We start from the raw sequence: 22,606 nt of genomic DNA, 5'->3' as shown, positions 1-22,606 counted from the left end.
TGCTTCGTCGTGAGCCAAACGATAAAGCCGTTCGTCTCCCTCCTTGCTGCGGTTTTCGCTACACGGGAAACCAAGCCCCAGCTTCACCAGCGCGGTAAATACTGGCGGCAGTATCATGCTGAAGGCATTGCGGGGCGTTGGTTTGGTGAATATACCCTTGCCTTGGTTGCCCCGCCTGGCTCGCGAAGCCGCAGGTTTAGCATCTGCATCAGCTGGCAATCTCGTGCGGCATTAAACCATCAGTGCAAAATAAAAAAACCGCCCAACTGGGCGGTTTTTTTATTGCAGGTAGGCTGGCGTTACAGCTTAAAGCGCCGTACCACGCCATGCAGCGAGCCGGCCATCTGGTTGATGCCGGCTAGCGTGTGCCGGGTTTGTTGCAGTGCTTGGTCAGTGGTGTTGACCTGCTGGCTGATGCGCTCGGAGACCTGAGCGATCTGCTCGGTGGCCAGCGATTGCTCGCGGGTGGCGGCCGAGATTTCGTTGATTTGCGTGAGCACACCCTGCATTTCTTGCTGCATGGCCACGATGCGGTCGCCCACATCGGCCACGGTTTGGCGGCCGGCTTCGGCGCCGGCGGCGGTGGCGGTGGTGCGCTCGACGGCTTGGGCGGTTTCGCTACAGATGGTGCCCAAGAGGCTTTCGATTTCGACGGTGGCTTGCGCGGTGCGCTCGGCCAGGCTGCGCACTTCGTCGGCCACCACAGCAAAGCCACGGCCTTGCTCGCCGGCGCGGGCCGCTTCGATGGCCGCGTTCAGCGCCAGCAGATTGGTCTGGTTGGCGATGTCTTTAATCACATTGGTGATGTTGTTGATCTGTTTGGATTCGTGATCCAGCCGGCTAATCGATTCGGCCAGCGCGTGCAGCGTGGTTTCCATCGAGTCGGTGCGCTGGCGCATGGTGCTCATGGCCTGGGCGCTATTGCGGGCGCCTTCGTCGGCATGGCTCACCGAGCGTTCTACCTGGCTGGTGCTGTCGGCAATGTGGGCAATGCTGACGGTGACTTCCTCGATGGTGGCGGCGGTTTCTGAGACCAGATCGGATTGCGAGCGCGATTCGCGGGCCAGCTGATCAACGACTTTTTCAATATCCTGCACGCCTTGATTCAGGCGATTGGTTTCGGTTTGCACGGTGCTGATCAGTTTGTGCAGCTCGCCAATAAATTGATTAAAGGCGCCGGCAATGCGGCCGGTTTCGTCTTGCTGGCGATCATCCAGCCGCACGGTGAGATCGGCTTCGCCGCTGTTGAGCTGGCGCATGGCAGTCAGCAGGCGCTCCAGTGGGCGGGTAACCAGATTGCCCAGCCAGAACGAGACCGCCGCCGCGATCAAGATCAGGATCAGGCCCGCGCCGGCTTCTTTAATCAGCAGCGTGCGCAGGGTTTTGTGAACAACGCCCAAATCAGCATCGGCCACCGCCACGATGGTGGTGCCATTGGCGGTGCGGAAAGGCAGATAGATCGAGCGGAATTCGCCGTAGCTGCTGCTGTATTCGGCCCAGGTGGGGCGGCCTTCATTCAGTGCGGTGAGCAATTCGGCATTCGGGTTTTCATACACTTTCAGGTATTGCTCGGCAGTGGGGTCGCGCTCTTCTTCGGGGGAGAGCGATGAGAGTACGTAATGCGGTTTGCCGTCTTTCATGACAAAGCTGTACACATAAGGCAGACCCAGCGATTCGGCAAAGCGGGTGAGCTGCACGCTAATGGCGCGCACCTGCTTCAGATCGGCGCTATCGCGCGGCGTGAGCTGGCTGTGCAGTGTTTCCGGCACGATAAAGCGGTAGCCATTGGCCGCGGCGCTGAGCTTGCCATCAATGGCTTCAATGGCCACGGTGCGGGTTTCGAAATAGCTGAAAATACAGAACGTGACCACGGCCAGCGAGGTCAGCAAAATCAGCACCAAGCGGATCTTGGCTTTCAGGGTTGTCATGGCAAATTACCTACCAACAAGGACTAATAGCTCTCACCATAACCGATTGCTGTTCGTTTGGTTAATCAGGGCTGTCGGCAAGGGTGTGATTGCTACAACAAAGTGAAAGTCTGGCGACGAAAGGTCATGTTTCACCTCTCTTTCGCCGGGATAGCGCAGATGTGGCGCGCTGGCACACAACATCTGTCTTGGCGGTCGCATCGCGGCTACTGACGGCGCGCAGAGTTTTTTTTACAATCGCGGCCTTGGTTTAGCGGTGCTTGGCAGCTTATGAGTGATGTGTGTCAGCAATGTGGTGCCTGTTGTGCCACTTTTCGGGTGTCATTTTATTTTGGGGAAACCGATCAGGTGCCCGGCGGCACCGTGCCGGCTGATCTGGTAGAGCCGATTAGCCCCTTTCACGTGGCCATGCGCGGCACCAATCAGCCACAGCCGCATTGCCAGCAGCTGAGTGGCACCGTGGGCCAAGCCGTGGACTGCCAGATTTACCCGCTGCGCTCGAGCACTTGCCGGGAAGTTCAGCCGGGCGATGAGCATTGCCACAAAGCCCGCGCGCACCATGGTTTACCCGCGTTAACGCCGGCACAGCTGGGCTAGCGCTATACGCCGCTTGCAGCAGGCTTTGCTTGATTTTGGGCAAAGTTGCACGCGGGAAAAAATGGCGCGTTCGGGCGCCAATATTGCCGTGATATCCCTGTGGCATGGGGGTAAATTCAGAGCCGTGTTCAACGGAATTCTGGAGCAAAATCATGACCTTCCTGCAGGCGGTACAACGCGGCTTTCAACAATTAACGAATTTTAGCGGGCGCGCTACCCGGGCCGAATTTTGGTGGTGGGCGCTTTTTCAGCTGATGGCGTATTTAGCCATCACGCTGACTTTGGGGCATCAATTAGCCGGCACATTGCTCTTGCTGGCGCTGGCTGTGCCCAGCTTGGCGGTTGGCGTGCGTCGGCTGCATGATATTGGCCGTAGCGGGCGCTGGGTGGTGCTGTGTTTGCTGCCGGTGCTCGGTTGGCTCACGATGCTGTATTGGCATACCCGGCCAAGTGGGGCGCATAACCAATTTGGCCCCCGCCCCGAGTTTCAGTAAGCCGCAGCGCTGCTGCACTTCGCCACCGGCTATGAAACAATAGCGGCATGAAAATCTATCGTTCCGATCGGTACCCCTTGCCGCTCCCGCCCGGACATCGTTTTCCAGCGGAGAAATACCCCATGCTGTATCAGGCGGTAGCCCAGTTCGCGGCTGACCTGATCGAAGATACCCCCTTGGCGAGCGATGCCGAGCTCTTGGCTGCGCACACGCCCGAGTATCTGGCCAAACTGCGCGATGGGGCGCTGAGCGCAGCGGAGCAAAGGGTGATCGGCCTGCCCTGGTCGGCCGAATTGCTGCTGCGCTCGCGCGCCTCCACTGGCGCTACGCTGGCGGCCTGTCGGGCTGCGCTGGCCGAGGGCTGCGGGGTAAGCCTGGCGGGCGGTACGCACCATGCGTTTGCCGATCATGGCAGCGGGTTTTGTGTGTTTAACGATAGTGCGGTGGCGCTGCGGGTCTTGCAGGCCGAAGGCGCAGTGCAGCGCGCGCTGGTGATCGATCTGGATGTGCATCAGGGCAACGGCACGGCACAGATGCTGGCTGATACACCAAGCCTCTTTACCTTTTCCATGCATGGCGCGAATAATTTCCCCTTTGCCAAGCAGCAAAGCGATTGGGATATCGAGCTGGCAGATGGTTGCGACGATGCGACCTATCTGGCCGAGCTGGCCGGCGCTTTGCCGGTCTTGCTCGCGCAAGCGCAGCCCGATCTGGTGATCTATCTGGCGGGGGCCGATGCTTATGCGGGCGATCGCTTGGGCAAACTGGCGCTGACCCCGGACGGCTTGCGCGTCCGCGATGAGTTGGTGCTGGATGCGTGCCGGCGCTTTGCGCTGCCGGTGGCGATCACCATGGGGGGCGGCTATGCGCAGCCGATTAGCGAGACGGTGGCGATTCAAGCCACGACGGTGCGGCTGGCGTGGGAGCGCTTTGCTTGAGTGTATGTTGCGCTAGATATTTAAGCTATTGGGTTGGCAGATAATACGCGGTGGGGTATGTGCGTGTACGCGCTAGTGAATCACGCGGCTGACATTGGGCTTGCCTTGTTGCTGGCGCAGCCAAGGTAGCAGCTCTTCGGCGCTCAGGCCCGGATTGATCAGCGGGCCATCCACCCCATCTACGCCCAATTGCTGAGTGACCGGCCAGAATTTTGCTTCGTTAAACCCGCTGAGATTGAGCTGCAGCCCCAGGCTGTGGGCGAGCAAGATATTGTGTTCGAGCAGGGTTTTGGCCAATGGGTCTTGCGTGAGCTGGTTGAGTACAGCGGCGGCGAGATTGATTTCATTGGCGGGCAATCGGCCAATCAGCTTGACCCATTGCAAATGCAGCTGCGCGGTCTGGATGCCGACCGGTAGATTTTGCAGGCGTAGTAGATTCAGCGCCGCCATAGTGCCGGCGTGCTCTTCGTCCAGCTCATGCAGATTGATATCCAGCCCCAGGCTTTCCGGCTCCAGGGCGTAATCTTGCAGGCGATTGATCAGCGTGCGCGCCTGCAAAGGGCTGCTCAGCAGCGCCAGCGGGATTTGCAGCCGGGCCGAGAACGGCAAGCCTTGCTGTGCCCAGGTACTCAGCTGGGTGCAAATGTTTTTCAAGTGATGATCGTAAAGCTGTAAAAACGCCCGCTCCTGGCAGCCTTGTGGCGCGTACTGGTTTTGCAGCAAGGGGCCGTGTTCGGGGTGTAGCCATACCAGCTGGGCCAAGAGCGCACGCACGGTTTTTCGGGCCGGATCAAAGCGCGGCCAGTAGCGGATTACAAACTGATTGTCATTGATGCCGGTTTGAATTTCGGCCGCACTAAACTGGCTGCTGGCCAGGTTTTGCCGCGGTGCGCGTTGCAACAGCAGATTTTGCAGCATTTCTAGCCGCAGCGGCTTTTGCAAGGCGGTCAGGATAGTCAGCCCGGCTTGGCGGCCCATATTGGCCACGGATTCCAGTAGCGCCGGCTCGCGCGAGCTTAAAATCACAATCGGAATATCAATCTGCGCCCGCCCCAGCTCTTGCAAGAGCCCTACGCCGTTGATGCCGGGCATTTCCAGATCGAGCAAGATCAGATCAATTTGCAGGCCGCTTTTGAGCTTGAGCAGCGCATTCATGCCGTCATCTGCCGTTTCACTCACTGTCCAATGCATTTCAGCGCACAGGCTGGCGGCGTATTGCAGCTGCACGGCTGAATCATCCACCAGCATCACGTGAATGTCGGTTTGGCGTTTGGGTTCGCTCATGATCGCGGGGCTCAAGACAGGGTTATCCCGTTATAGCAAAGCCCGCCCAGCGTCGTGCCGCCGATTTGTGCAGACGCAGCAAGCAAGCGGCCGCAGCGTGGTGGGTGTAAGGCTAGGGTGCTGTTAATACTGGGTGGGGGTAACTATCTGTAGGCTAAATAATTAAATACCTAGCTAGATATACCCGCACTTAAAATCTGACTTTTAAAGAAATAATCGTGTTTGAATGGTGAAATAAAGTGCGTTTTGCCGACCAAATCTTACATCTGTCAGCGCAAAATGACCGGTTATCCCCTTTGCGGCGGTGCGGCGGGCTAGCTCTGCCTAGTTTGCAGCATGCAAAGTGTCGCGGGGGTGAGCATGAAGTGGTTGGGGGTTTTGCTGTTGTGCAGCGCCATGGTGGGGGCCGAGCCGGTGAAGCTGGTCACTGGCAGCGATTATCCGCCATTTACCGATAGCAAGCTGCCGGATGGCGGGCTGGCGACGGTGAGGGTGCAACGGGCATTTGCGGCTGCAGGGGTGGATAGCGAATTATTTTGGCGCCCGTGGGCCAATGGCTATAAAGCCACGCTGCAAGGGGAGTTTGCCGCGACTTTCCCCTATATCCGCACGCCCGAGCGCGAAGCCGAATTTTTGTACTCGCAACCCCTCTTTGAGCTTCGGCTTTTTGTCTTTGGCCGGCTGGGTGAAAACTTGAATGGTAGCCAGCCGGCGACTTTGCGGGGCAAACGCTATTGTCAGCCATTGGGCTGGGCGGTGCTGCCCGCGATTGAGGCGCTGATCAAACGGGGCGAGCTGTATTATCACCGCCCGAATGATATGGCCGCCTGTATGCGGCTGATTGCTCTGAACTACAGCGATTTTACGGTGACCGATCATGCGCAGGGTTTGCAGCTCTTGGGGCAGTTGCCAGCTACCGGCAATATTATTCCGCTGGGTGAGGTGATGAGTGTGCAAACACTGCATCTGATTGTGCCCAAAGCCGCGCCGGGTGGGGCGGCCTTGCTGCAGCAATTTAATACTGGCCTTCAGCGCTTAGGGAATAAGCCTGCGCAATAGGGTATATGCTTGCAGGATTTATGTATCAAGCCTTGTGGCTTGATACATAAGCTGGGTATTTGGAGCTTCGATAAAAAAACAGCCACCCCGCAGGGTGGCTGTTGCCATTGGGCAAGGGTGGTGTAACTTAGCGTGGCTGATACAGCACTTTGCTATCGCGATTCAGCCAGATCGGGTCGGTCAGGGTTTTGAGAGCCATGCCGCGCAGTTTGGTTTGCGTGTCGCCACTGACCGCAATGCCCCACTGGGTAAAGAACGGTGTGAGGTCGTAGCCCGCGACGCGACTGGTTTCGATGATAAAGGTTTGTTTCTCCGCTTCATCACCGCTTGGGCGTTGCGCAGCGGGCATATTGCGGTAGTTGGTGCCCAGCTTGGCATAAAAATCACGCCCAAAGGCCAGATCCAGCTGCCAGAACATGGTGGCGCGCACAAACAGATCGCTCTGCGTCGCAAAATCGCGTGTGGCTTGATTCAGGTAGGCAAAGGTTTTGGTCCAGGTGCCTTGCGTTTCATAGCGCGATGGTTGGCCCAACGCCCGCTGCACATAGGCCGATGACAGATTCACGGTTACTTCGGTCTGGTCGGCCCAGGTGAAAGTGCTCATCTGATACTGGTGGCCCAGCTCATGCCATGGGCCCCAGCCATCGGTTTTCAGCTTTTTGCTATTGAGCACGGTGCCAATCGCGCCATCATCGCTGGCGGTGGCCATCCGGTATTGCCATGAATACATCCAGCCATCGTAGGGAGCCAGCTCGACAAAGTGGAAGCGATGCGGCGTTGGATTGTGCGGCCAGGCTTGGCCGGGTTTGATGCCGTATTGCTCGTCTTCCAGTCGTACGATTTCATCCCACAGCGTCATCAGTGCCACGGGGTCATCCACATGACGCAAGATTTTGCCCATGCTGGCGGTGAGCATCATGCGGCGGCTGACCAGCTCGGCATATGGCGCATCGCCGTATTGCAGCAGCATTTGCTGCCATTCTTCGGCAGTATGCTGGCCCAGCACAAAGCGTGGCATCACGCGGCCACCTGAGAGCAGCTCAACCTTCAGCTCGCCATTGGTCGGGGTATTAAAGGCGGCCACATACACGGCGGCTTTGACTTTGGACACGATGGTGTTGCTACCCACATTCAGTTTGATCTTCTGAGCGGTATCGTAATTCCAAGTGTCGTCATCGATATTGTGCAGCCAGATTTCCGGCTGTTTATTCGGCGCGCTGCCACTGTAGACATAATTCACCACCAAAACATCACCGGGCTGTACCCAATAACCGGTCGATTGGAACGGGGTGTGATTAAAGCTGCGCAACTGCGCGGCACGCAGGCTGCCGACATCACCGGGCTGCTCTAGGGTGAGGCTGCGGGCTGGAATCAGACCGCTGACCGGCGTTGGGCTTGGTTTGGGCGTTGCAGTTGGCGCGGTAGTCGGGGTGGCTGTCGGTGCCGGGCTGGCGGTTGGCGTAGCGCTTGGTTTGACGGTTGGCGTGGCCGTTGGTGCCAGCGTCGGCTTCACCGTAGGGGCGACCGTGGGTGTAGCAGTCGGTGTTGCGCTTGGTTTTACAGTGGGTGTTGCGCTTGGAGTGATGAAGGGGGTACTGCTTGGCGCATTGGTCGGCTGGGCTGAACCGACGAGGCGCCAAACGCCATAGGCCCCTGCTTGCGCTGGATTATCACCCTTGGTCCACCATTCATTGCGATATACCTGCCCCTGATAGCTCACCAGCTGGCCTTTGTTGGCGTAGGTGGTGTTGGCATCCCAGGCTTTTACGGTGCTCGGGGCGGCAGTGGCGCTTGGCGCTGCCGTCACACTAGGCTGTGCGGTATTGGGGGCGGTGGTAGCGACTGGTGGAAGCGTGCTACTTGGAGTTGACGCCGGAGTGACTGTGGCGGCGTTGACTTTGCGCCAGACGCCCCACGCGCCGCTTGTGGCCGGGTTATCCCCTTTGGTCCACCAGCCGTTGGTGTAGAGTTGGCCCTGATAACTCACCACCTGACCTGCTTCGGCGTAGGTGGTGCTGCTATTCCATTCGCTGGCGGCACTCGCAGTCACGACGTGGAGAGCAATGGCGGCGATGAGGCCGTATTGAGGTAGCAATTGCATGGTGTATCCTGTTCGGTGATTCCCAGACATTAAGTACTAGTGCAGGGTATTGCCCGCTAGGCTTTATAAATTATGGCTTGGCGGGTAATACGTATGATTAGTCCAGCGATAGATTGATCACGCTGGGTCCGTTGGGCAGATTGAGTGGCTGGCCAACGACTTCGCCGCCAGTACCCATCAGGAAGCGGCCACCCTCAGCGCTAAAGCTGTAGTTCGCGCAGATTTCGTTGTGCCACTCGTTGTAAACCGCATCGCCGGTCGCTTTGCGAATCTCGCTCCAGGCGCCAGTGCTGGGGTTGCGATATTGCACATTGCTGAAATATGCAGCGCGGCGGGTGTTGGCAAGGCACGAGGCTTTTTCTTCGTACCAGTCCTCCACAAAGGCCGAAGCACCGTACGGTGACACCTTGGCCTGATAGCGCATGGTGGCAAATTTCTTGCGCTGACCATTACTCAGATCGGTGAAGTAGAGCGTGTAATCGGTTTTGCCATCGCTGGTTGCGGCGACTTCCAGCTCGAATCGATAAGTGACATTGGCTTGCGGGGTGTATGGGGCATAACACTTGATGCCAGTCCCTTCGCCACCAAAATTCGAGCAGGTGGCCATCCCTTGATCAATTACCACCGGGCTCACGCCATTTACATCCCAGAGTGAGAACAGCAACTGGGAGGTTTGAATGCCGGTATAACCACCGGGGAAATTGATGGCCGAATAATACGTCGTCGGCGCCCAGCTTACCGGGGTGACATCCACTTTAAAGCCATTCCACAGCGGGGAAGACCAGTTGAGGTGGATCGAGTTGGCACGGGTGCTGTGGGCAAACGCCTGCCCGGTGATTTCGGCCTCGCGGCGGCTGCCATCGGCCAGGGTAATGCTGGCCCGTACCTGCTGACTGCTGGCTTTACCGGCGGTCCACCAGGCACTGATTTGGCCATTGCTATCGGTTTTTGCTGCCAGTGGGAAAACCCAGCCGCTGTCATTGCCGTTTACAGGGCTCCAGCTCACCGCGCAGCCCGCTACAGGCTTGCCCGCATTACTCACCTGAACCTTAATCACTTGTGGGCGATGCGTGTCGTTGCCACTGGTTTCGTTGCTGGGGTCGTATAAAGTGCTGGAATACACCGAGCCGATCCGCGCCACGCCGGCACTTGGGGTGAGCGCGGTAATTGTCGTGGCGGCACAGCTATTCGCAACAGGGCTTGGGCTGGCGGTAGGGACTGGTGCAGCTGTTGGCGCAGGGGTTGCGCTTGCCACTGGTGTGGCGGTTGGGCTTGGTTTCGGGCTGGTACTAGGGGCCAGGGTCGGTGCAGCTGTTGGGGCTAGCGTGGCTACCGGTGTTGGTGCGAGGGTAGGGCGAGGCGTTGCGCTTGCTAGCGGCGTGCTGCTCGGGGTTGCGGCCGCGCCGATTAGTCGCCATACGCTGCTCTGGGCTGGATTGTCGCCGCGGGTCCACCATTGATTGCGATACACCTGACCCTGATAGCTCACAAACTGGCCAGCTTGCGCATAGATGGCATTGGCATCCCAAGGCGCTACGCTATTTGGCACACTGCTGCTCGTTGGGGTGGGAGTGGCGCTGGTGACGGGTTTAGGGGGGGGCGTTACTGTAGGGGCCACCGTCGGTGCTGGACTGTTGCTGCTTACCTTGCTCCAGACGCCCCACGGCCCGGTTTGCCCGGGTGTTTCTCCCCTGGTCCACCAGTTATTTTGATACAGCTGCCCCTGATAGCTTACCTGAGTGCCCGGGGTGGCGTAGATGGTGTTGCTATTCCATTCACTGACGGCCAGCGCGGCCGGGCTGATGGCGATAGCGATCAGACCCATAGCGGTCAAACGCATAAGATGCTCCTCCAGAGCTATTTTTTTGTATTTGCGCACATCGGCTAAATCGATGCGTTCGTCATGATGCCGGAGGAATTTAGCAGAAATATCAGGATTCGATGATGGTCCTGAAGGGCAGCTTGTAATCTGCATCACCGCTAGGGCTGATGGGGGCCAGAAATGGGGTTGGTGGTGGTGCTTAGTGTTTTGATTTAATGGCTAATTTCTTGACTCGAAAGCAATAAAAAACCCGCTCGAAAGCGGGTTGTCCGACGAATGGCGGTAGGCGCTTAGCCAGCCTGGGTCGGGATGGCATTGCTGCTGTGAGTAATGCGGTTATTGCTATCCACATACACCAGCGAAGGCTTGTGATTGCTCAGCTCTTCTTCGCTGTAATCGGCAAAAGTGGCGATGATGAGCAGATCGCCCACTTGCGCGTGGCGGGCGGCAGAGCCGTTCACCGAAATAATGCCTGAGCCGCGCTGGCCTTTGATCGCGTAAGTAGAGAAGCGCGCACCATTATTGATGTTCCAGATGTCGATCGCTTCGTATTCGCGGATATTGGCCGCTTCAAGCAGATTTTCATCGATGGCGCATGAGCCTTCGTAATGCAGTTCAGCATGCGTCGCGGTGACGCGATGCAGCTTCGATTTGAGCATATTGCGTTGCATGGTGTTCTCCCGCCAGAGGCGCAGAGCCGAAAAAGATAGGCGCGATTATAAAACTTTGCCCCAAAAAGCCAAGCGTAAATAATCAGGCTGGACGATAGATCAGGCAGCCGTCTAGTAAGTATTCACCGTCCTTGGTGCGGGCATCGGGCGCGATGCGGTCAAATTCATAGCGCCGGCCATCCAGCAGCAACCAGGCTGGGATCGGTTTTTCCTGAAAGCGGCCGAGCGTTTCTTCGGCCCGCACGATGTCTTGCGCGCTGATGCTGGGGCGATAGCTTTGCTGACGGCTGATTTCGGCCGCATCTTCGCGTGCATCGCGCTCTTCGGGCAGGGGCCAGTTACGCACTTCAGCCTGTGGCGCGGTTTCGCGCGGCTGGGTAGGCAGGCTGCGCAGATACCAGTTAAACAGAATGCGCGGCAAAATAACGCGCTTAACCTGTTTCTGGTTGTTAATCACGCAGGCGACACCAAAATCAGCACCACACTGCTCGCAGCGCGCGGTGGCGGCGATGGCGATATGGTCTTCTACCAGCCGGGCCACGCCATGCATGTGTTTGGCATGCAGCATGTGGCCGCAGCTGATGCAGGGTTTGGAAAATTGCCGTACTTCCTGGCCATTGGCAAATTTCAAAGGCAGAAAATCGGACAAACGACGGTTGGGCTGCATGCGGCTTCCTAAATGAGTGGCCCGGCGCGGCCGGGCCTGACGCTTAAATGGTGGCGATTCGCGCTTCGACGGCCAATTCCAGATAATCGATATTCAAACGTTGTAGTGAGACTGTGGTGCCAGCCGGCAGTTCCGGCAGCCCGCCCACGCGCAAGACCAATGGCATGCCATCGACCCGCACCAGGTTTTCTTTAATGACCTGCGCGGTGAATTCCTGCATGCCTTCCTGTTCCAGATAGCGGATGCACCAGTAGCGCTCCATTTTGTCCTGGAAATCAGCGTAGGCGGCGTAGGCGGCATCAAAAGCCGAAATGGCGCTAAATAGCTCGGCATCATTTTTCTGATAGCGCGGCTTTTCCTGCCGAATCATCGCCACAAGTTGTTGCTGGTTGATGAAATCCACCGCGCGGCGCAGCGGCGAGCTAGACCACATATAGCAATCCACGCCCAAACCGGCATGGGCGGTGGCTTGGGTCGAGAGTTTTACCCGGCCGCCGCCTTGCGAGCGGTAAATACCGGCGATTTCAGCATCGCGCAGGTCGGTACCCCACTGGCTGTTCACCAAAATCATCAGCTCGGCCACCAGTTTATCCATGGGCGCGCCGCGTTTGCGCGGTACGATGCGCACGCGCTCGGGCTGGCCCTCGACGCGATCAATGTAAAAACTGTAATCCAGTCGCACCGGGCCGGGTTGATCGGCCTTGCCGCGGCGGCCTTCCAGGGCGCCAGCCAGATGCCAGAGGAAGGTGAGTTCCTGCTTGTATTGGAAATCCGGCCCGTCGGCTTTGCCGGCGGTCTCTTCATTAAAGTACGGCTCGATGTCGTGGTGACGCAGGTTGGCGGCCACGGGCACGCGCTCGATACGCGAGTAATGGCTTAAGACATCGTAGCCGGGCGAGACTTCCAGATACATCGAGAGGGCGGGACGGGCGGCGCCTTCTTGCAGGGTAAACACTTCAACCACTTCATCCGGCAGCATGGTGATCTTGTCGCCGGGGAAATACACGGTAGAGAGGCGATCGAGCACCAGCTGATCCACCGCCGAGCCCGGCGCAATGCCCAGTACCGGGGCGGCAATGTGAATGCCGACTTGCCAGTTGCCATTGGGCAGGGTTTTCAGGCTGAAGGCGTCATCGATTTCGGTGGTGGTGGCGTCATCAATCGAGAACGCAGCCACATCGGCAATCGGCAAATCTTCGGGCGCGAACACCGGCTCAATCGCTGGAAAGCCTCGGCCTTTCGGGAAATGGGCGCTGAGGAAACCATCGAGGTGATACTGGGCCAGATCGCCCAGTGCGCCGATTTTTTCCAACAGGCGCAGCGGCGATAATTGCGCCGCTTCGGCCGCCTGGGCCAGCGCTTTGTATTCGAGGCCGTTTTTATCCGGGCGATGTATCAGGCGGGAAAGGTTGCTAGCAAAGGCTTCTGGCACGATACCCCGGAGGAGTTCCTCTTGCCAGGCGGCCATTTGCTCGGCTTCACGCGCTTTGCGTTCCAGCCCGGCCAGCGCGGCTTTCAGGTTTTCTTCGGGGGCGGCTTTGTAGCGGCCTTTGCCTTTGCGATAAAAATACATCGGCGCGCCATGCAGGGCGATCACGGCGGCGGCCTGCTGGGTCAGGCTGGGGTTGGCGCCAAAATACTCGGCGGCAATGTCGGCAAAGCCGAATTCATCTTGCCCGCAGCATTCCCACAGGAAATTACTATCCACCTCGGCGGCCAGGGCTTGGGCGTTTTTCAGAAATTCATCGAGGCTGATGCGATCAAAGCGGAGCAGCACATTGGCAGTTTTGATTTTGCTGCGCTTGCCGCGCGCGTCTTCTACCTGCAGGCTGGCGGCCTGTTCGTCGTTGATGGTGGCGACTTTGAAGCTGCCGTCTTCCTCGTAAAATACATTCATTGCGTCTGCGCCAAAGCCAAAACGGCCAATTATATCAAAGCGCTGAGCCTGTGCGCGCAATTGCACCGGCAGCACGCGTCGGGAACTGGCGTATTTTGTGTGATGGCGTGCCGCAGTCATGGTAATTACGCTATAAATCGGCCACAATCACGGCATCTTTTGTGAGTTTTTCAAGCCTTGTCAGCCTCTGCTTCTGCCACCGGTTCTCGCACTCTGCCTGCGGATATCGCCCCCGAAACGCCAGCTTTGGATCGGCGGGCGGTGGCCAGTGCTTTGCGCTTTGCGCTGGCCGAAACCGCCGCCGGCGGGCACAAGCTGGTGATCCTGGCCGGCGAGAGCGGTTCGGGCAAAACCACCTTGGCCCATGAGCTGTTGCCGCATGTACGTGAGCGCGGCGGCATGCTGATCGAAAGCCGGATCGAGTCGCTGAGCTGGGGTAGCCCGCTCGATAGTCTGTTGCTTGGGCTCAGTCAGCTCAGCCAAGCACTCTGCCAGCAGCTGAGCGATTCAGGCCTAAGTGGCCGCGAAGCACTACTGGAGCTGGGTACGCGGCTGGGCCTGATTCAAACCAGCAGTAACGAGCTGGATTTAACCCAGGCCTTGCAGCTGCAACTGTTGGCCGGGGAATTACTCAGCCACGCCAGCCGTGAGCTGCGGCCACTGGTGTGGATTATTGATGGCGTCGATCAGCTGGATCAGGATGCGCTGGCGGTGCTGGATTACCTGATCGAGAATCGCTCCACCCCCTATCTGATGATCTTGCTCTGCGTGCGCGACGCCCAGCTGCCGATGCTGGTGCGCTGGCAGATGCATGAGCTGAGTCAGCTGTATCAGCTGGCGCCATTTAGCATTCGCGACACCATGACCTGGCTGGTGGAAGAGCAGAATATCAATCCGCGCCTGGCCGCCGAGATCGCGCCGTTTTTGCAGCAAACCTGTCAGGGTAATTTGCAGTTGTGCCGCTTTTTGCTCGATAGCCTGGCCGCGCATAATCTACTCAGCCCGGTGCCGGATGCGCAGTGGGCGCAACGCTTGCAGCAAATCTCGCTGCAATTGCGGGTGCCAGAAGCAGAAAACCATTTTCGTGAGCAGCTGCTGCAACTCACCGAAACCGGGCTAGAGATGCTGCAAACGGCCAGCCTGATCGGGCTGGAGTTTGATGCCCGGATTTTGCACGACTACCTACCCGAAAGTGCGGTGCTGGAGCATCTGGCGCTGGCCAGTGGCTATGGCCTGATCGAACATCTGGGCGGTACGGTGTGGCGCTTTATTCATCCGCATCTGCAGCGGCTGGCCCAGCAAAGCTGCCCGCATCAGCATGAGGCCGAGCTGCATGCGCGGCTGGCCTATCGCATGATGAAATTGCCGCAGTATGCCTTGCAAGCGCTGCGGCACGCCCAGCAGGCCGGCCCGGCGCTCACTCAGGCCGATCGGGTGAAATATGCGCAGCGCGGCGCGCAAGTAGCCAGCGAGATTTTGCAGCAGGGCAGCCCGCTGCATGCAGCGCAGATTTTGGAGCAGATGATGGCGCTGCTCGGGCCACGGCTGTGGCTGGACGAGGTGAGCCTGAGCGAGCAAATGATCGACTTATGGTGCGCCTGCCTGCAAGAGCCCAATCAATATCGCGAAGTGCTGGTGGTGCAAAAAAACTTGCCGGCCGAGGCCAGCGCGCAAGTGCGCTACACCTTGTCGGCCTGCCGCCAGCGGCTGGCGCTACTCACGCAAGATTACGCCGGGCTATTTGGCGCGGCCGAAGATGCGCTCGGTAGTCTGGGCCAAGATTTATCCACCCAAACCCCGTATTGGTCGCTGGCCCGTGAGCTGGTGCTGGCCGGTTGGGAGCGGCTACGCTATCGTCCCGCGCAGCAGGCTTGTGGGCAGAATACCCCGATGGATTCGGTGCTGCGCGCGCAGCGGGTGCTGGCGGCGCTGTATGGCCCGGGTCTGTTGGCTCGGCCAACCGCGCTGGCGGGGGTGACAGTGCGCCAGCTGCGGCTGCAACATCGCTATGGCCGCTCGCCCCACGATGTGGTGGCCAAAATTGGTGCGGCGTTGGCGCTGACGGCCCTGCGCCGCTATGCCGCGGCCTTTAAGCTCGCCGATGTGGCGGAAGCTGAAGCGGCGGCACTGGATGAAAACCTGATACTGTGGCCTCGCCATCAAGTGCCGATTTTGAGCTTGGGCTTGATTCAGCCATGGCGAGCCGGCTTGCAGCAGCTGCTGCCGAATTTGTGGCGCTGGCAGCAAAACGCTTTGCTGGAAGGCGATTTTGAATATGCCGGCTATGCCAGCATGTTTTACATTGGCCATTCGCTGCTGAATGGCAGCCCGCTGCAGCATCTGGAGCGTGAAGCGGCCAAGGTCGAAGATGATTTGCGCCATACGCGGCAATTGCAGTTGTTGCCGATGTCCAATGCCTTCCGCCAGGCGCTATATGGCCTAGCACATACAAGCGATAACCCGCCCTGGCTGGGTGTCGGCGCGTTTCTCACGCAGGAAGGCTTTGCGGCGCTGATGCAGCGCGATGATGCGTTGAATCTATGCCATTTCCATTTGCTGTCGGCCCTGACGGCGACCTACTGCGGCGCCAGTGATGCCGCGCTCGGCCAGCTGGCTGTGGGCTGGCAGCGTCATACCGCGGTGCGTGGCTCGATTCTGGCGGCGCTGATGCAGTATTTGCAGGGCCTGAATGGCTGCCGGCTGGGGCATTATGATGGCCCTTGGGCGCGCCGGCGCTTAAACCGCATTCGCCAGCGGCTGCAGCAGTGGGCAGAGCTGAATCCGGCCTTGTTTGCCTGCAAGGCGGCATTGCTGGAAGCGCAATATGCCGGGCGTTTTGCCGAATTCGAGCAGGCGCAAGCGGCGTTTTTGGCTGCAATCGAGCTGGCGCGCCAGCAGCAGCAACACCACGATTACGCGCTGGCGACCTTGCTGTATGGTGAATATCTGTTTGGGCAGCAGCATTTTCACCATGCCCGCCAGCTGATTAATCTGGCGGTAACCCAATACGAGCATTGGGGCGCGCATGGTGTAGCGCATTATCTGGAACGCCGCTACGGCAATTTCCTGCTGCCACCGCGGCGCTAGGGTATTGCGCTGTAGTCCATATTAGGATTGGCTTGCAGGGCAATACCCACTAGGGGCGCTTAGCTTTCACCCAGCTGGGCCAGCAACTCGGTCTGATGCTCATTGATCAGCGCCTGGGTGAGCTCGCTCAAATCACCATCCATCAGCGAATCGAGTTTATACAGCGTCAGGTTGATGCGGTGATCGGTCATCCGCCCTTGCGGATAGTTGTAGGTGCGGATGCGTTCGGAGCGATCGCCCGAGCCGACCAGCGATTTACGCTCGGCCGCTTCCTTGGCCTGAATCTCGCGCAGCTGGGCGTCTTTAATCCGCGCCGACAATACCGCCAGGGCGCGGGCTTTGTTTTTATGCTGCGAGCGGTCGTCCTGGCATTCCACCACAATGCCGGTTGGAATATGCGTGACCCGCACGGCCGAATCAGTTTTGTTAATGTGCTGCCCGCCAGCGCCGCTGGCGCGGAAGGTGTCGATGCGTAGGTCAGCCGGGTTGATATTAATTTCTTCCAGCTCATCCGCCTCGGGCATCACAGCAACGGTGCACGCGGAAGTATGAATACGGCCTTGGGTTTCGGTGGCCGGTACACGCTGCACACGATGGCCGCCCGATTCGAACTTCAGCCGCGAATAGGCGCCAAAGCCGGCAATGCGCGCAATGATCTCTTTGTAGCCGCCAAGGTCAGATTCGCTGGCCGACATGATCTCCACCTGCCAGCGATTGCGCTCGGCATAGCGGCTGTACATCCGAAATAGGTCGGCGGCAAACAGCGCCGATTCATCGCCACCGGTACCGGCGCGAATTTCCAGAAAGATATTGCGCTCATCGTTGGGGTCTTTGGGCAGCAGCGCTTTTTGCAGCTCCAGATCGAGCTCTTCAATCCGGGCCTTACCGGCTTTGATTTCTTCTTCGGCCAGCTCTTTCATATCCGGGTCGCTGAGCATGTCTTGCGCGGCGGCAATGTCGGCATTCACGCGATTAAACTCATGCCAGAGCTCCACCACCGGGGTGAGCTCGCTGTGCTCGCGGTTGAGCTTGCGATATTGTTCCATATCGCGGGTGGCTTCTTCGGATGACAACAGCGCGTTGACTTCTTCGAGGCGGTCGGCCAATTGGGCCAGTTTGGCTTGGATAGACGGTTTCATGGTGTCTTCAATTCAAAAGCAAATCGGGTCTACCGCGATGGTAGACGACAAGAGGGGTAGCGTCGGGCGCCGCTAGAATAGGCAGGGGCCGCGCATCAGGCTTGATCCTGTAGGCGGTACAGGCGGCGCACCAGCGCCACCAAGGCTTCCTGCTCATCGGGCTGGGCGCTATTGAGTGCGGCCAGCGGTGCATGCAGAAATTTATTGCTGATTTGCTGCGCCAGTTGCTCCAGTACCCGCTGGGCATCATCCCCAGCGGCGAGGCGTTTTTGCGCTTTTTGCAGCTCGGCGCGGCTGATGCGCTCGGCATGGTCGCGCAGATCGCGAATGGTGGGCACCATTGCGCGGCTGGCTAGCCATGCGTCAAATTCTTTGACCTTTTCGCCCACGATGGCTTCGGCGCTGCTCACCTCGGCTTGGCGAGAAGCCATACCTTGTTGCACCACCTGGGCCAGATCATCCACGGTGTAAAGGTAGGCGTCTTGCAGCTCGCCCACTTCGCTTTCCACATCGCGCGGTACGGCCAGATCGACGATAAACATCGGCCGGTGGCGGCGCTTTTTCAGGGCGCGCTCGATCATGCCTTTGCCCACAATCGGCAGCGGCGCCGCGGTAGAGGTCACTACGATATCGAATTCGTGAATCCGCTCGGGTAGCTCGCTGAGGATAAATGCCTCGCCACCATGCTCGGCCGCCAGCGCCGCGCCCCGTTCCAGAGTGCGGTTGGCAACGGCGATCTTACAGGGGGACTGCGCGGCAAAATGCGTGGCGCACAGCTCGATCATCTCGCCGGCGCCAATCATCAGCACCTTGCATTCGGCTACGGTAGGGAAAATCCGCTCGGCCAGCTTCACCGCAGCCGCGGCCATCGAGACCGAGGCGGCGCCAATTTTGGTTTGGGTGCGCACATCTTTGGCGACGGCAAAGGCGCGCTGGAATACCCCGTTGAGCAAGGTGCCCATCGTGCCGGCTTCTCGCGCCTGGCGCTCGGCATCTTTGAGCTGGCCCAAAATCTGGGTTTCACCCACCACCATGGAATCCAAGCCACAGGCCACGCGATAGGCATGGCGGGCAGCTTCGGCATTTTTGTATAGATACAGGTGGGGGGTAATGTTCTGCAGGTCTTGATGGCGATTGTTTGCCAGCCAATACGTCACAGCATCAATGTCACGGGCGTGACAATACAGCTCGGTGCGATTACAGGTAGAGACAATCGCCGCTTCAAACACGCCTTTGAGCGCCACCAGCTCGGTGAGCGCCGGCAACATGTCTTCCGGATTAAAGGCCAGCCGCTCGCGCACTGCGACGGGCGCAGTCTGGTGATTCAGACCAAGAACGATGAGCTGCATGCCAATGCCGGACAAGGAAGCGGTAAACCGGCTATTTTAACCGGAAAAGCGTAGTTTGGGCGGCGGCGGGCGGCGTTTTTCTCCGCCCGCTCCGAGACTTAGTGCAGCTTGAGGCTCGGGCGTGCTACCCGGCGCAGTTTATCGCCGATCCACAATAAGCCCGCCAGTACCCAGCCATGTACTGCCGCCTGATGCAGCCGATAGAGCGAGGCGTAAATCAGCTTGGCGCCGCGACCTTCCACATAGTAATTGCGCTTGGGCCCCACAATCGCCGCCAGGCTACCCACGGCGGCGTGTTTACCCAGCGACACCATCATGCCTTGCGGCTTGAATACAAAGGGGGTAATCGGCTGTTGGCGCAGCTTGCGAATCAGCGCATCGGCCAGCCAGCTGGCTTGCTGATGGGCAACCTGAGCAGTGGCCGGCAGCTGTGGGCCGCCTTCGCCATCGGGGGCGCTGGCGCAATCGCCGATGGCAAAAATCGCCGGGTCGGTCAGGGTCTGCAGCGTGGTGGTGACTTCGATCTGGTTATTGCGATTGGTATGCAGCCCCAGCGTGGTAAGCCAATCGGCGGCTTTAACCCCAGCAGCCCAAACGCGAATCATGGCCGGGATTTGCTGGCCATCGGCGAGGGCAAAACCTTCGGGGGTAACCGCCGCAACACGGCTATTGCAGGCCACCATAATGCCGCGCTGTACCAGCGCTTCATTGGCATAGGCGGATAATGATTCGGGGGCGCCAGATAAAATCCGGTTGGCGCCTTCGATAATGGTGATTTCCAGCTGGGCTGGGTTTAAATTGGCGCCATAGTTATGCATTTCGCGAATGGTATGGTCGATCTCGGCAGCGAGTTCCACACCCGTTGCGCCGCCGCCGACAATCCCGATCGTAAGTTTGCTAGCGCCATTGCCCGTGGCGCCCACCGCAAACGACAAATCCAAAATGCGCCGGCGTAGTTGCTCCGCATCGCCGGGGGTATTCAGAAACATGCAGTGCTCGCGCGCACCGGGGGTGCCAAAATCATTGGCAATCGCGCCCAGCGCCAGCACCAAAGTGTCGTAGCCGATTTCGCGTGCGCCAGTCAGCTGCTCGCCATTGGCGCCTTGCACCGGGGCGAGGGCAATGGTTTTGCGCTCGCGATCGACGCCTTGCAGCCACCCAAATTCAAACTGATAGCCATTGCGATAGCCATGGCCGAAATAATTGACTTCATCTTCGCCGGTGTTGAGCGCGCCGGTGGCCACTTCGTGCAGCAGCGGTTTCCAGATATGGGTGGGCGAGCCATCCACCAGAATAATCTGCGCTTGCCGGCGCCCGCCCAATTGCCGCCCCAAGCGGGTAGCTAATTCCAAACCGCCGGCGCCGCCGCCGACAATAACGATACGGTGTAATGCAGTCGATGTGCTCATGGCGCCCCGCCCTCGGAGGAATCATTACAAGATAGCGGCTGCCCGGATCACTTGCAGCCTCATTTGCTCAATGGCTCTGGCATTCTCGCACACTTGCCGTTAGTTACGTAGTTTTGTTACAAAATATGCCGCTGGCGTGTGTGTGGGCGTAAAAAAAGCAGCCCGAAGGCTGCTTTGTGTAGCGCGGTGTGGCGCTTATTTGCGGTTGATCGCGCGCCAGGCGATGTCATTGCGGTATTGCATACCATCAAAGTGGATGCTTTCCAGAATTTCATAGGCGCGCTTTTGTGCCATTTTGTAGCTGTCGCCAAAGGCGGTTACGCAGAGCACGCGGCCGCCGCTGGTTACGGGCTGGCCTTCGGCATTCAAGGCGGTACCAGCGTGGAAAACATGGCCATCGGCCAGCTCGCCCGGTAGGCCGGTAATCACATCGCCTTTGCGTGGGGTTTCTGGGTAATTGGCCGCGGCCATCACCACGCCCAGCGCCACGCGGCGATCCCACTCGCATTCCACTTGATCCAGCGTGCCATTCACGCCGTGTTCGATCAGCGTGACGAAATCGGATTTCAGGCGCAGCATGATCGGCTGGGTTTCTGGGTCGCCAAAGCGGCAGTTAAATTCCAGTGTTTTCAGGCTGCCGTCTTCAGCTACCATCAGGCCGGCATACAAAAAGCCGGTGTAGGTGATGCCATCTTTGGCCATACCTTGCACGGTGGGCAAAATCACTTCGCGCAGCGCGCGCGCGTGGATTTCTGGGGTAACCACGGGGGCCGGGCTGTACGCGCCCATGCCGCCGGTGTTCGGGCCTTCGTCGCCATCGAGCAAACGTTTGTGATCTTGGCTTGAAGCCATCGCCAGCACGTTTTTGCCATCGACCATCACGATAAAGCTGGCTTCTTCGCCGGTGAGGAATTCTTCAATCACCACGCGCGCGCCGGCGTCGCCCAGTTTGTTGTCTGACAGCATCGCATCGACCGCATCGTGGGCTTCGGTCAAAGTCATTGCCACAACTACGCCTTTGCCTGCAGCCAGGCCATCGGCCTTGATCACAATCGGTGCGCCTTTGGCGTCGATATAGGCATGCGCTTTGGCGGCGTCAGCAAAGGTTTCGTAATCAGCGGTGGGAATACCGTGGCGTTTCATGAACGCTTTGGCAAAGTCTTTCGATGATTCGAGCTGGGCGCCGGCTTGGGTTGGGCCAAAGATTTTCAGGCCGGCGGCACGAAAGGCATCCACCACGCCTTGCGACAGTGGCGCTTCTGGGCCGACCACGGTCAGGGCGATGTTTTCTGTTTTGGCAAATTCAACCAAAGCGGCAATGTCAGTGAGATTGACGTTGGTGAGATTTTTATCCAGCGCGGTGCCGGCATTGCCGGGCGCCACAAACACTTTACCTGCGCGTTCAGATTGCGCCAGCTTCCAGGCTAGCGCGTGTTCGCGGCCGCCAGAACCAATCACCAGAATGTTCATATGGACTCCATCAGGATGCCCGCGCCGGACGAGGCCAGCGCGCGGACAGGTAGTTTAGTAATCGAAACGGGCAAACAGGAACAAGACATTCCCGTTGTTTTTGCCACCTGGGATATAGGTGGCATAGAAATTGGTTTTGTCGTATTTCACGCCCAGCATGGGTAGCACAAAGGGCACCGGCAGGTAGTTGAAATCGGAATTACGGAAGAACACCCCGCCTGTCCAGCCTGCCCCGGCGCGCAGTGGGCCAGCCACATTCCAGTACCACATATGGCCGTAGCCGACGTGAAACTGCGGTTGTTCGTGTGAATCGGCAAAGCCAATGGCGTAGATCATTTCTTCGTTGCCATTGCCGACCGGGCGGTGATAGCCCAAGCCGCCGCCGTAGGCGAATTCGTTGTAGCTATCGATATTTTCTTTGTCGTAGGTGGCGCGGTTATGCCAGGCGTAGCCGGTGAGGTACAGCCCGCCGGTGCCTTCATTCCAAGTGCCGCTAATGTGGCTACAGGCGGCATCAAAACCCCACCACCAGTTTTCACATTCGACTGCTTTGGCTGGCAGGGCAAGGGTGGCGGCCAGTAGGCAGATGGCCCAGATTTTTTTCAGCATGGCTGACTCCTGAATGGGTATATCGATACAAGCCTTGTTTATTGATGGCTGCATGGATATACGCACTGATGGTATGTAGAAAATA

17 protein-coding genes are annotated in these 22,606 nt (G+C 58.6%); 5 read left to right on the top strand and 12 right to left on the bottom strand.

Going from position 1 to position 22,606, the window contains the following annotated elements; translation table 11 throughout:
* Positions 1–299: 299 nt before the first annotated feature.
* The gene (locus L991_RS16610) at positions 300–1,928 is read right to left on the bottom strand and encodes a methyl-accepting chemotaxis protein (RefSeq protein WP_052190855.1); all 1,629 of its coding nucleotides are present in this window, start codon (positions 1,926–1,928) and stop codon (positions 300–302) included.
* A 270-nt stretch (positions 1,929–2,198) separates the two neighbouring features.
* Between L991_RS16610 and L991_RS12480 the strand changes: the two genes are divergently transcribed.
* The 3 genes from L991_RS12480 to L991_RS12470 all read left to right on the top strand — a co-directional run bounded on the left by L991_RS12480 (position 2,199) and on the right by L991_RS12470 (position 3,957).
* Positions 2,199–2,525, top strand: coding sequence for a YkgJ family cysteine cluster protein (locus tag L991_RS12480; protein WP_047395998.1), 327 nt, complete (start codon positions 2,199–2,201; stop codon positions 2,523–2,525).
* A gap of 152 nt (positions 2,526–2,677) precedes the next feature.
* Positions 2,678–3,019: a DUF805 domain-containing protein gene (locus tag L991_RS12475; RefSeq protein WP_047395995.1), complete on the top strand. Its 342-nt coding sequence runs from the start codon at positions 2,678–2,680 to the stop codon at positions 3,017–3,019.
* Positions 3,020–3,066: 47 nt separating this feature from the next.
* Complete coding sequence (locus L991_RS12470; RefSeq protein ID WP_047395992.1) at positions 3,067–3,957, top strand: histone deacetylase; 891 nt, start codon at positions 3,067–3,069, stop codon at positions 3,955–3,957.
* A gap of 72 nt (positions 3,958–4,029) precedes the next feature.
* Here the strand turns inward: L991_RS12470 and L991_RS12465 are convergent, their stop codons facing one another.
* On the bottom strand, positions 4,030–5,241 hold the full coding sequence (locus L991_RS12465; protein WP_047395989.1) for an EAL domain-containing protein: 1,212 nt from the start codon (positions 5,239–5,241) through the stop codon (positions 4,030–4,032).
* Between the two features lie 360 nt (positions 5,242–5,601).
* On the opposite strand from L991_RS12465, the gene L991_RS12460 reads away from it, so the two are divergent.
* On the top strand, positions 5,602–6,300 hold the full coding sequence (locus tag L991_RS12460; protein WP_052190854.1) for an ABC transporter substrate-binding protein: 699 nt from the start codon (positions 5,602–5,604) through the stop codon (positions 6,298–6,300).
* Positions 6,301–6,427: 127 nt separating this feature from the next.
* Here the strand turns inward: L991_RS12460 and L991_RS16605 are convergent, their stop codons facing one another.
* The 5 genes from L991_RS16605 to L991_RS12435 form a co-directional block, all read right to left on the bottom strand.
* Positions 6,428–8,401 (bottom strand): M60 family metallopeptidase, encoded by a 1,974-nt coding sequence (locus L991_RS16605; protein ID WP_052190853.1) that lies wholly within the window; start codon positions 8,399–8,401, stop codon positions 6,428–6,430.
* A gap of 97 nt (positions 8,402–8,498) precedes the next feature.
* Positions 8,499–10,241 (bottom strand): DUF3472 domain-containing protein, encoded by a 1,743-nt coding sequence (locus tag L991_RS17350; protein ID WP_052190852.1) that lies wholly within the window; start codon positions 10,239–10,241, stop codon positions 8,499–8,501.
* A gap of 272 nt (positions 10,242–10,513) precedes the next feature.
* Positions 10,514–10,894, bottom strand: coding sequence for an aspartate 1-decarboxylase (panD, locus tag L991_RS12445; protein WP_047395988.1), 381 nt, complete (start codon positions 10,892–10,894; stop codon positions 10,514–10,516).
* A gap of 82 nt (positions 10,895–10,976) precedes the next feature.
* Positions 10,977–11,561 (bottom strand): hypothetical protein, encoded by a 585-nt coding sequence (locus tag L991_RS12440; RefSeq protein WP_028450314.1) that lies wholly within the window; start codon positions 11,559–11,561, stop codon positions 10,977–10,979.
* A gap of 43 nt (positions 11,562–11,604) precedes the next feature.
* Positions 11,605–13,458, bottom strand: a complete 1,854-nt coding sequence (locus tag L991_RS12435) for a ribonuclease catalytic domain-containing protein (protein WP_047396011.1) — start codon at positions 13,456–13,458, stop codon at positions 11,605–11,607.
* Positions 13,459–13,635: 177 nt separating this feature from the next.
* Here L991_RS12435 and L991_RS12430 point away from each other — a divergent pair, with 177 nt between their 5' ends.
* The gene (locus L991_RS12430) at positions 13,636–16,545 is read left to right on the top strand and encodes an AAA family ATPase (RefSeq protein WP_081986663.1); all 2,910 of its coding nucleotides are present in this window, start codon (positions 13,636–13,638) and stop codon (positions 16,543–16,545) included.
* Between the two features lie 59 nt (positions 16,546–16,604).
* On the opposite strand, the gene prfA is transcribed toward L991_RS12430, so the two are convergent.
* From prfA to pagP, 5 genes are all read right to left on the bottom strand, one after another.
* Positions 16,605–17,684 (bottom strand): peptide chain release factor 1, encoded by a 1,080-nt coding sequence (prfA, locus tag L991_RS12425; RefSeq protein ID WP_028450311.1) that lies wholly within the window; start codon positions 17,682–17,684, stop codon positions 16,605–16,607.
* 95 nt (positions 17,685–17,779) lie between these two features.
* Complete coding sequence (hemA, locus tag L991_RS12420) at positions 17,780–19,033, bottom strand: glutamyl-tRNA reductase (RefSeq protein WP_047395979.1); 1,254 nt, start codon at positions 19,031–19,033, stop codon at positions 17,780–17,782.
* A 98-nt stretch (positions 19,034–19,131) separates the two neighbouring features.
* Positions 19,132–20,442, bottom strand: coding sequence for an NAD(P)/FAD-dependent oxidoreductase (locus L991_RS12415; RefSeq protein WP_028450309.1), 1,311 nt, complete (start codon positions 20,440–20,442; stop codon positions 19,132–19,134).
* 195 nt (positions 20,443–20,637) lie between these two features.
* Entirely contained in the window at positions 20,638–21,912 is a 1,275-nt protein-coding gene (gene purD / locus L991_RS12410; protein WP_028450308.1) for a phosphoribosylamine--glycine ligase, read from the bottom strand.
* Positions 21,913–21,966: 54 nt separating this feature from the next.
* Positions 21,967–22,521 (bottom strand): lipid IV(A) palmitoyltransferase PagP, encoded by a 555-nt coding sequence (gene pagP, locus L991_RS12405; protein WP_047395974.1) that lies wholly within the window; start codon positions 22,519–22,521, stop codon positions 21,967–21,969.
* Positions 22,522–22,606: the final 85 nt, after the last annotated feature.

It is taken from the genome of Chitinibacter sp. ZOR0017 (assembly GCF_000799095.1).
Classification (GTDB): Bacteria; Pseudomonadota; Gammaproteobacteria; order Burkholderiales; family Chitinibacteraceae; genus Chitinibacter; species Chitinibacter tainanensis.
The sequence above is the reverse complement of the archived record's forward strand: the minus strand, read 5'-3'. Positions and strand labels throughout refer to the sequence as shown.

Coding starts and splice junctions, on each gene's coding strand:
- pagP (WP_047395974.1), bottom strand. CDS start 22,521: ATGCTGAAAAAAATCTGGGCCATCTGCCTACTGGCCGCCACCCTTGCC.
- L991_RS17350 (WP_052190852.1), bottom strand. CDS start 10,241: ATGCGTTTGACCGCTATGGGTCTGATCGCTATCGCCATCAGCCCGGCC.
- L991_RS12480 (WP_047395998.1), top strand. CDS start 2,199: ATGAGTGATGTGTGTCAGCAATGTGGTGCCTGTTGTGCCACTTTTCGG.
- panD (WP_047395988.1), bottom strand. CDS start 10,894: ATGCAACGCAATATGCTCAAATCGAAGCTGCATCGCGTCACCGCGACG.
- hemA (WP_047395979.1), bottom strand. CDS start 19,033: ATGCAGCTCATCGTTCTTGGTCTGAATCACCAGACTGCGCCCGTCGCA.
- L991_RS16605 (WP_052190853.1), bottom strand. CDS start 8,401: ATGCAATTGCTACCTCAATACGGCCTCATCGCCGCCATTGCTCTCCAC.
- purD (WP_028450308.1), bottom strand. CDS start 21,912: ATGAACATTCTGGTGATTGGTTCTGGCGGCCGCGAACACGCGCTAGCC.
- prfA (WP_028450311.1), bottom strand. CDS start 17,684: ATGAAACCGTCTATCCAAGCCAAACTGGCCCAATTGGCCGACCGCCTC.
- L991_RS16610 (WP_052190855.1), bottom strand. CDS start 1,928: ATGACAACCCTGAAAGCCAAGATCCGCTTGGTGCTGATTTTGCTGACC.
- L991_RS12460 (WP_052190854.1), top strand. CDS start 5,602: ATGAAGTGGTTGGGGGTTTTGCTGTTGTGCAGCGCCATGGTGGGGGCC.
- L991_RS12440 (WP_028450314.1), bottom strand. CDS start 11,561: ATGCAGCCCAACCGTCGTTTGTCCGATTTTCTGCCTTTGAAATTTGCC.
- L991_RS12415 (WP_028450309.1), bottom strand. CDS start 20,442: ATGAGCACATCGACTGCATTACACCGTATCGTTATTGTCGGCGGCGGC.
- L991_RS12475 (WP_047395995.1), top strand. CDS start 2,678: ATGACCTTCCTGCAGGCGGTACAACGCGGCTTTCAACAATTAACGAAT.
- L991_RS12465 (WP_047395989.1), bottom strand. CDS start 5,241: ATGAGCGAACCCAAACGCCAAACCGACATTCACGTGATGCTGGTGGAT.
- L991_RS12435 (WP_047396011.1), bottom strand. CDS start 13,458: ATGAATGTATTTTACGAGGAAGACGGCAGCTTCAAAGTCGCCACCATC.
- L991_RS12470 (WP_047395992.1), top strand. CDS start 3,067: ATGAAAATCTATCGTTCCGATCGGTACCCCTTGCCGCTCCCGCCCGGA.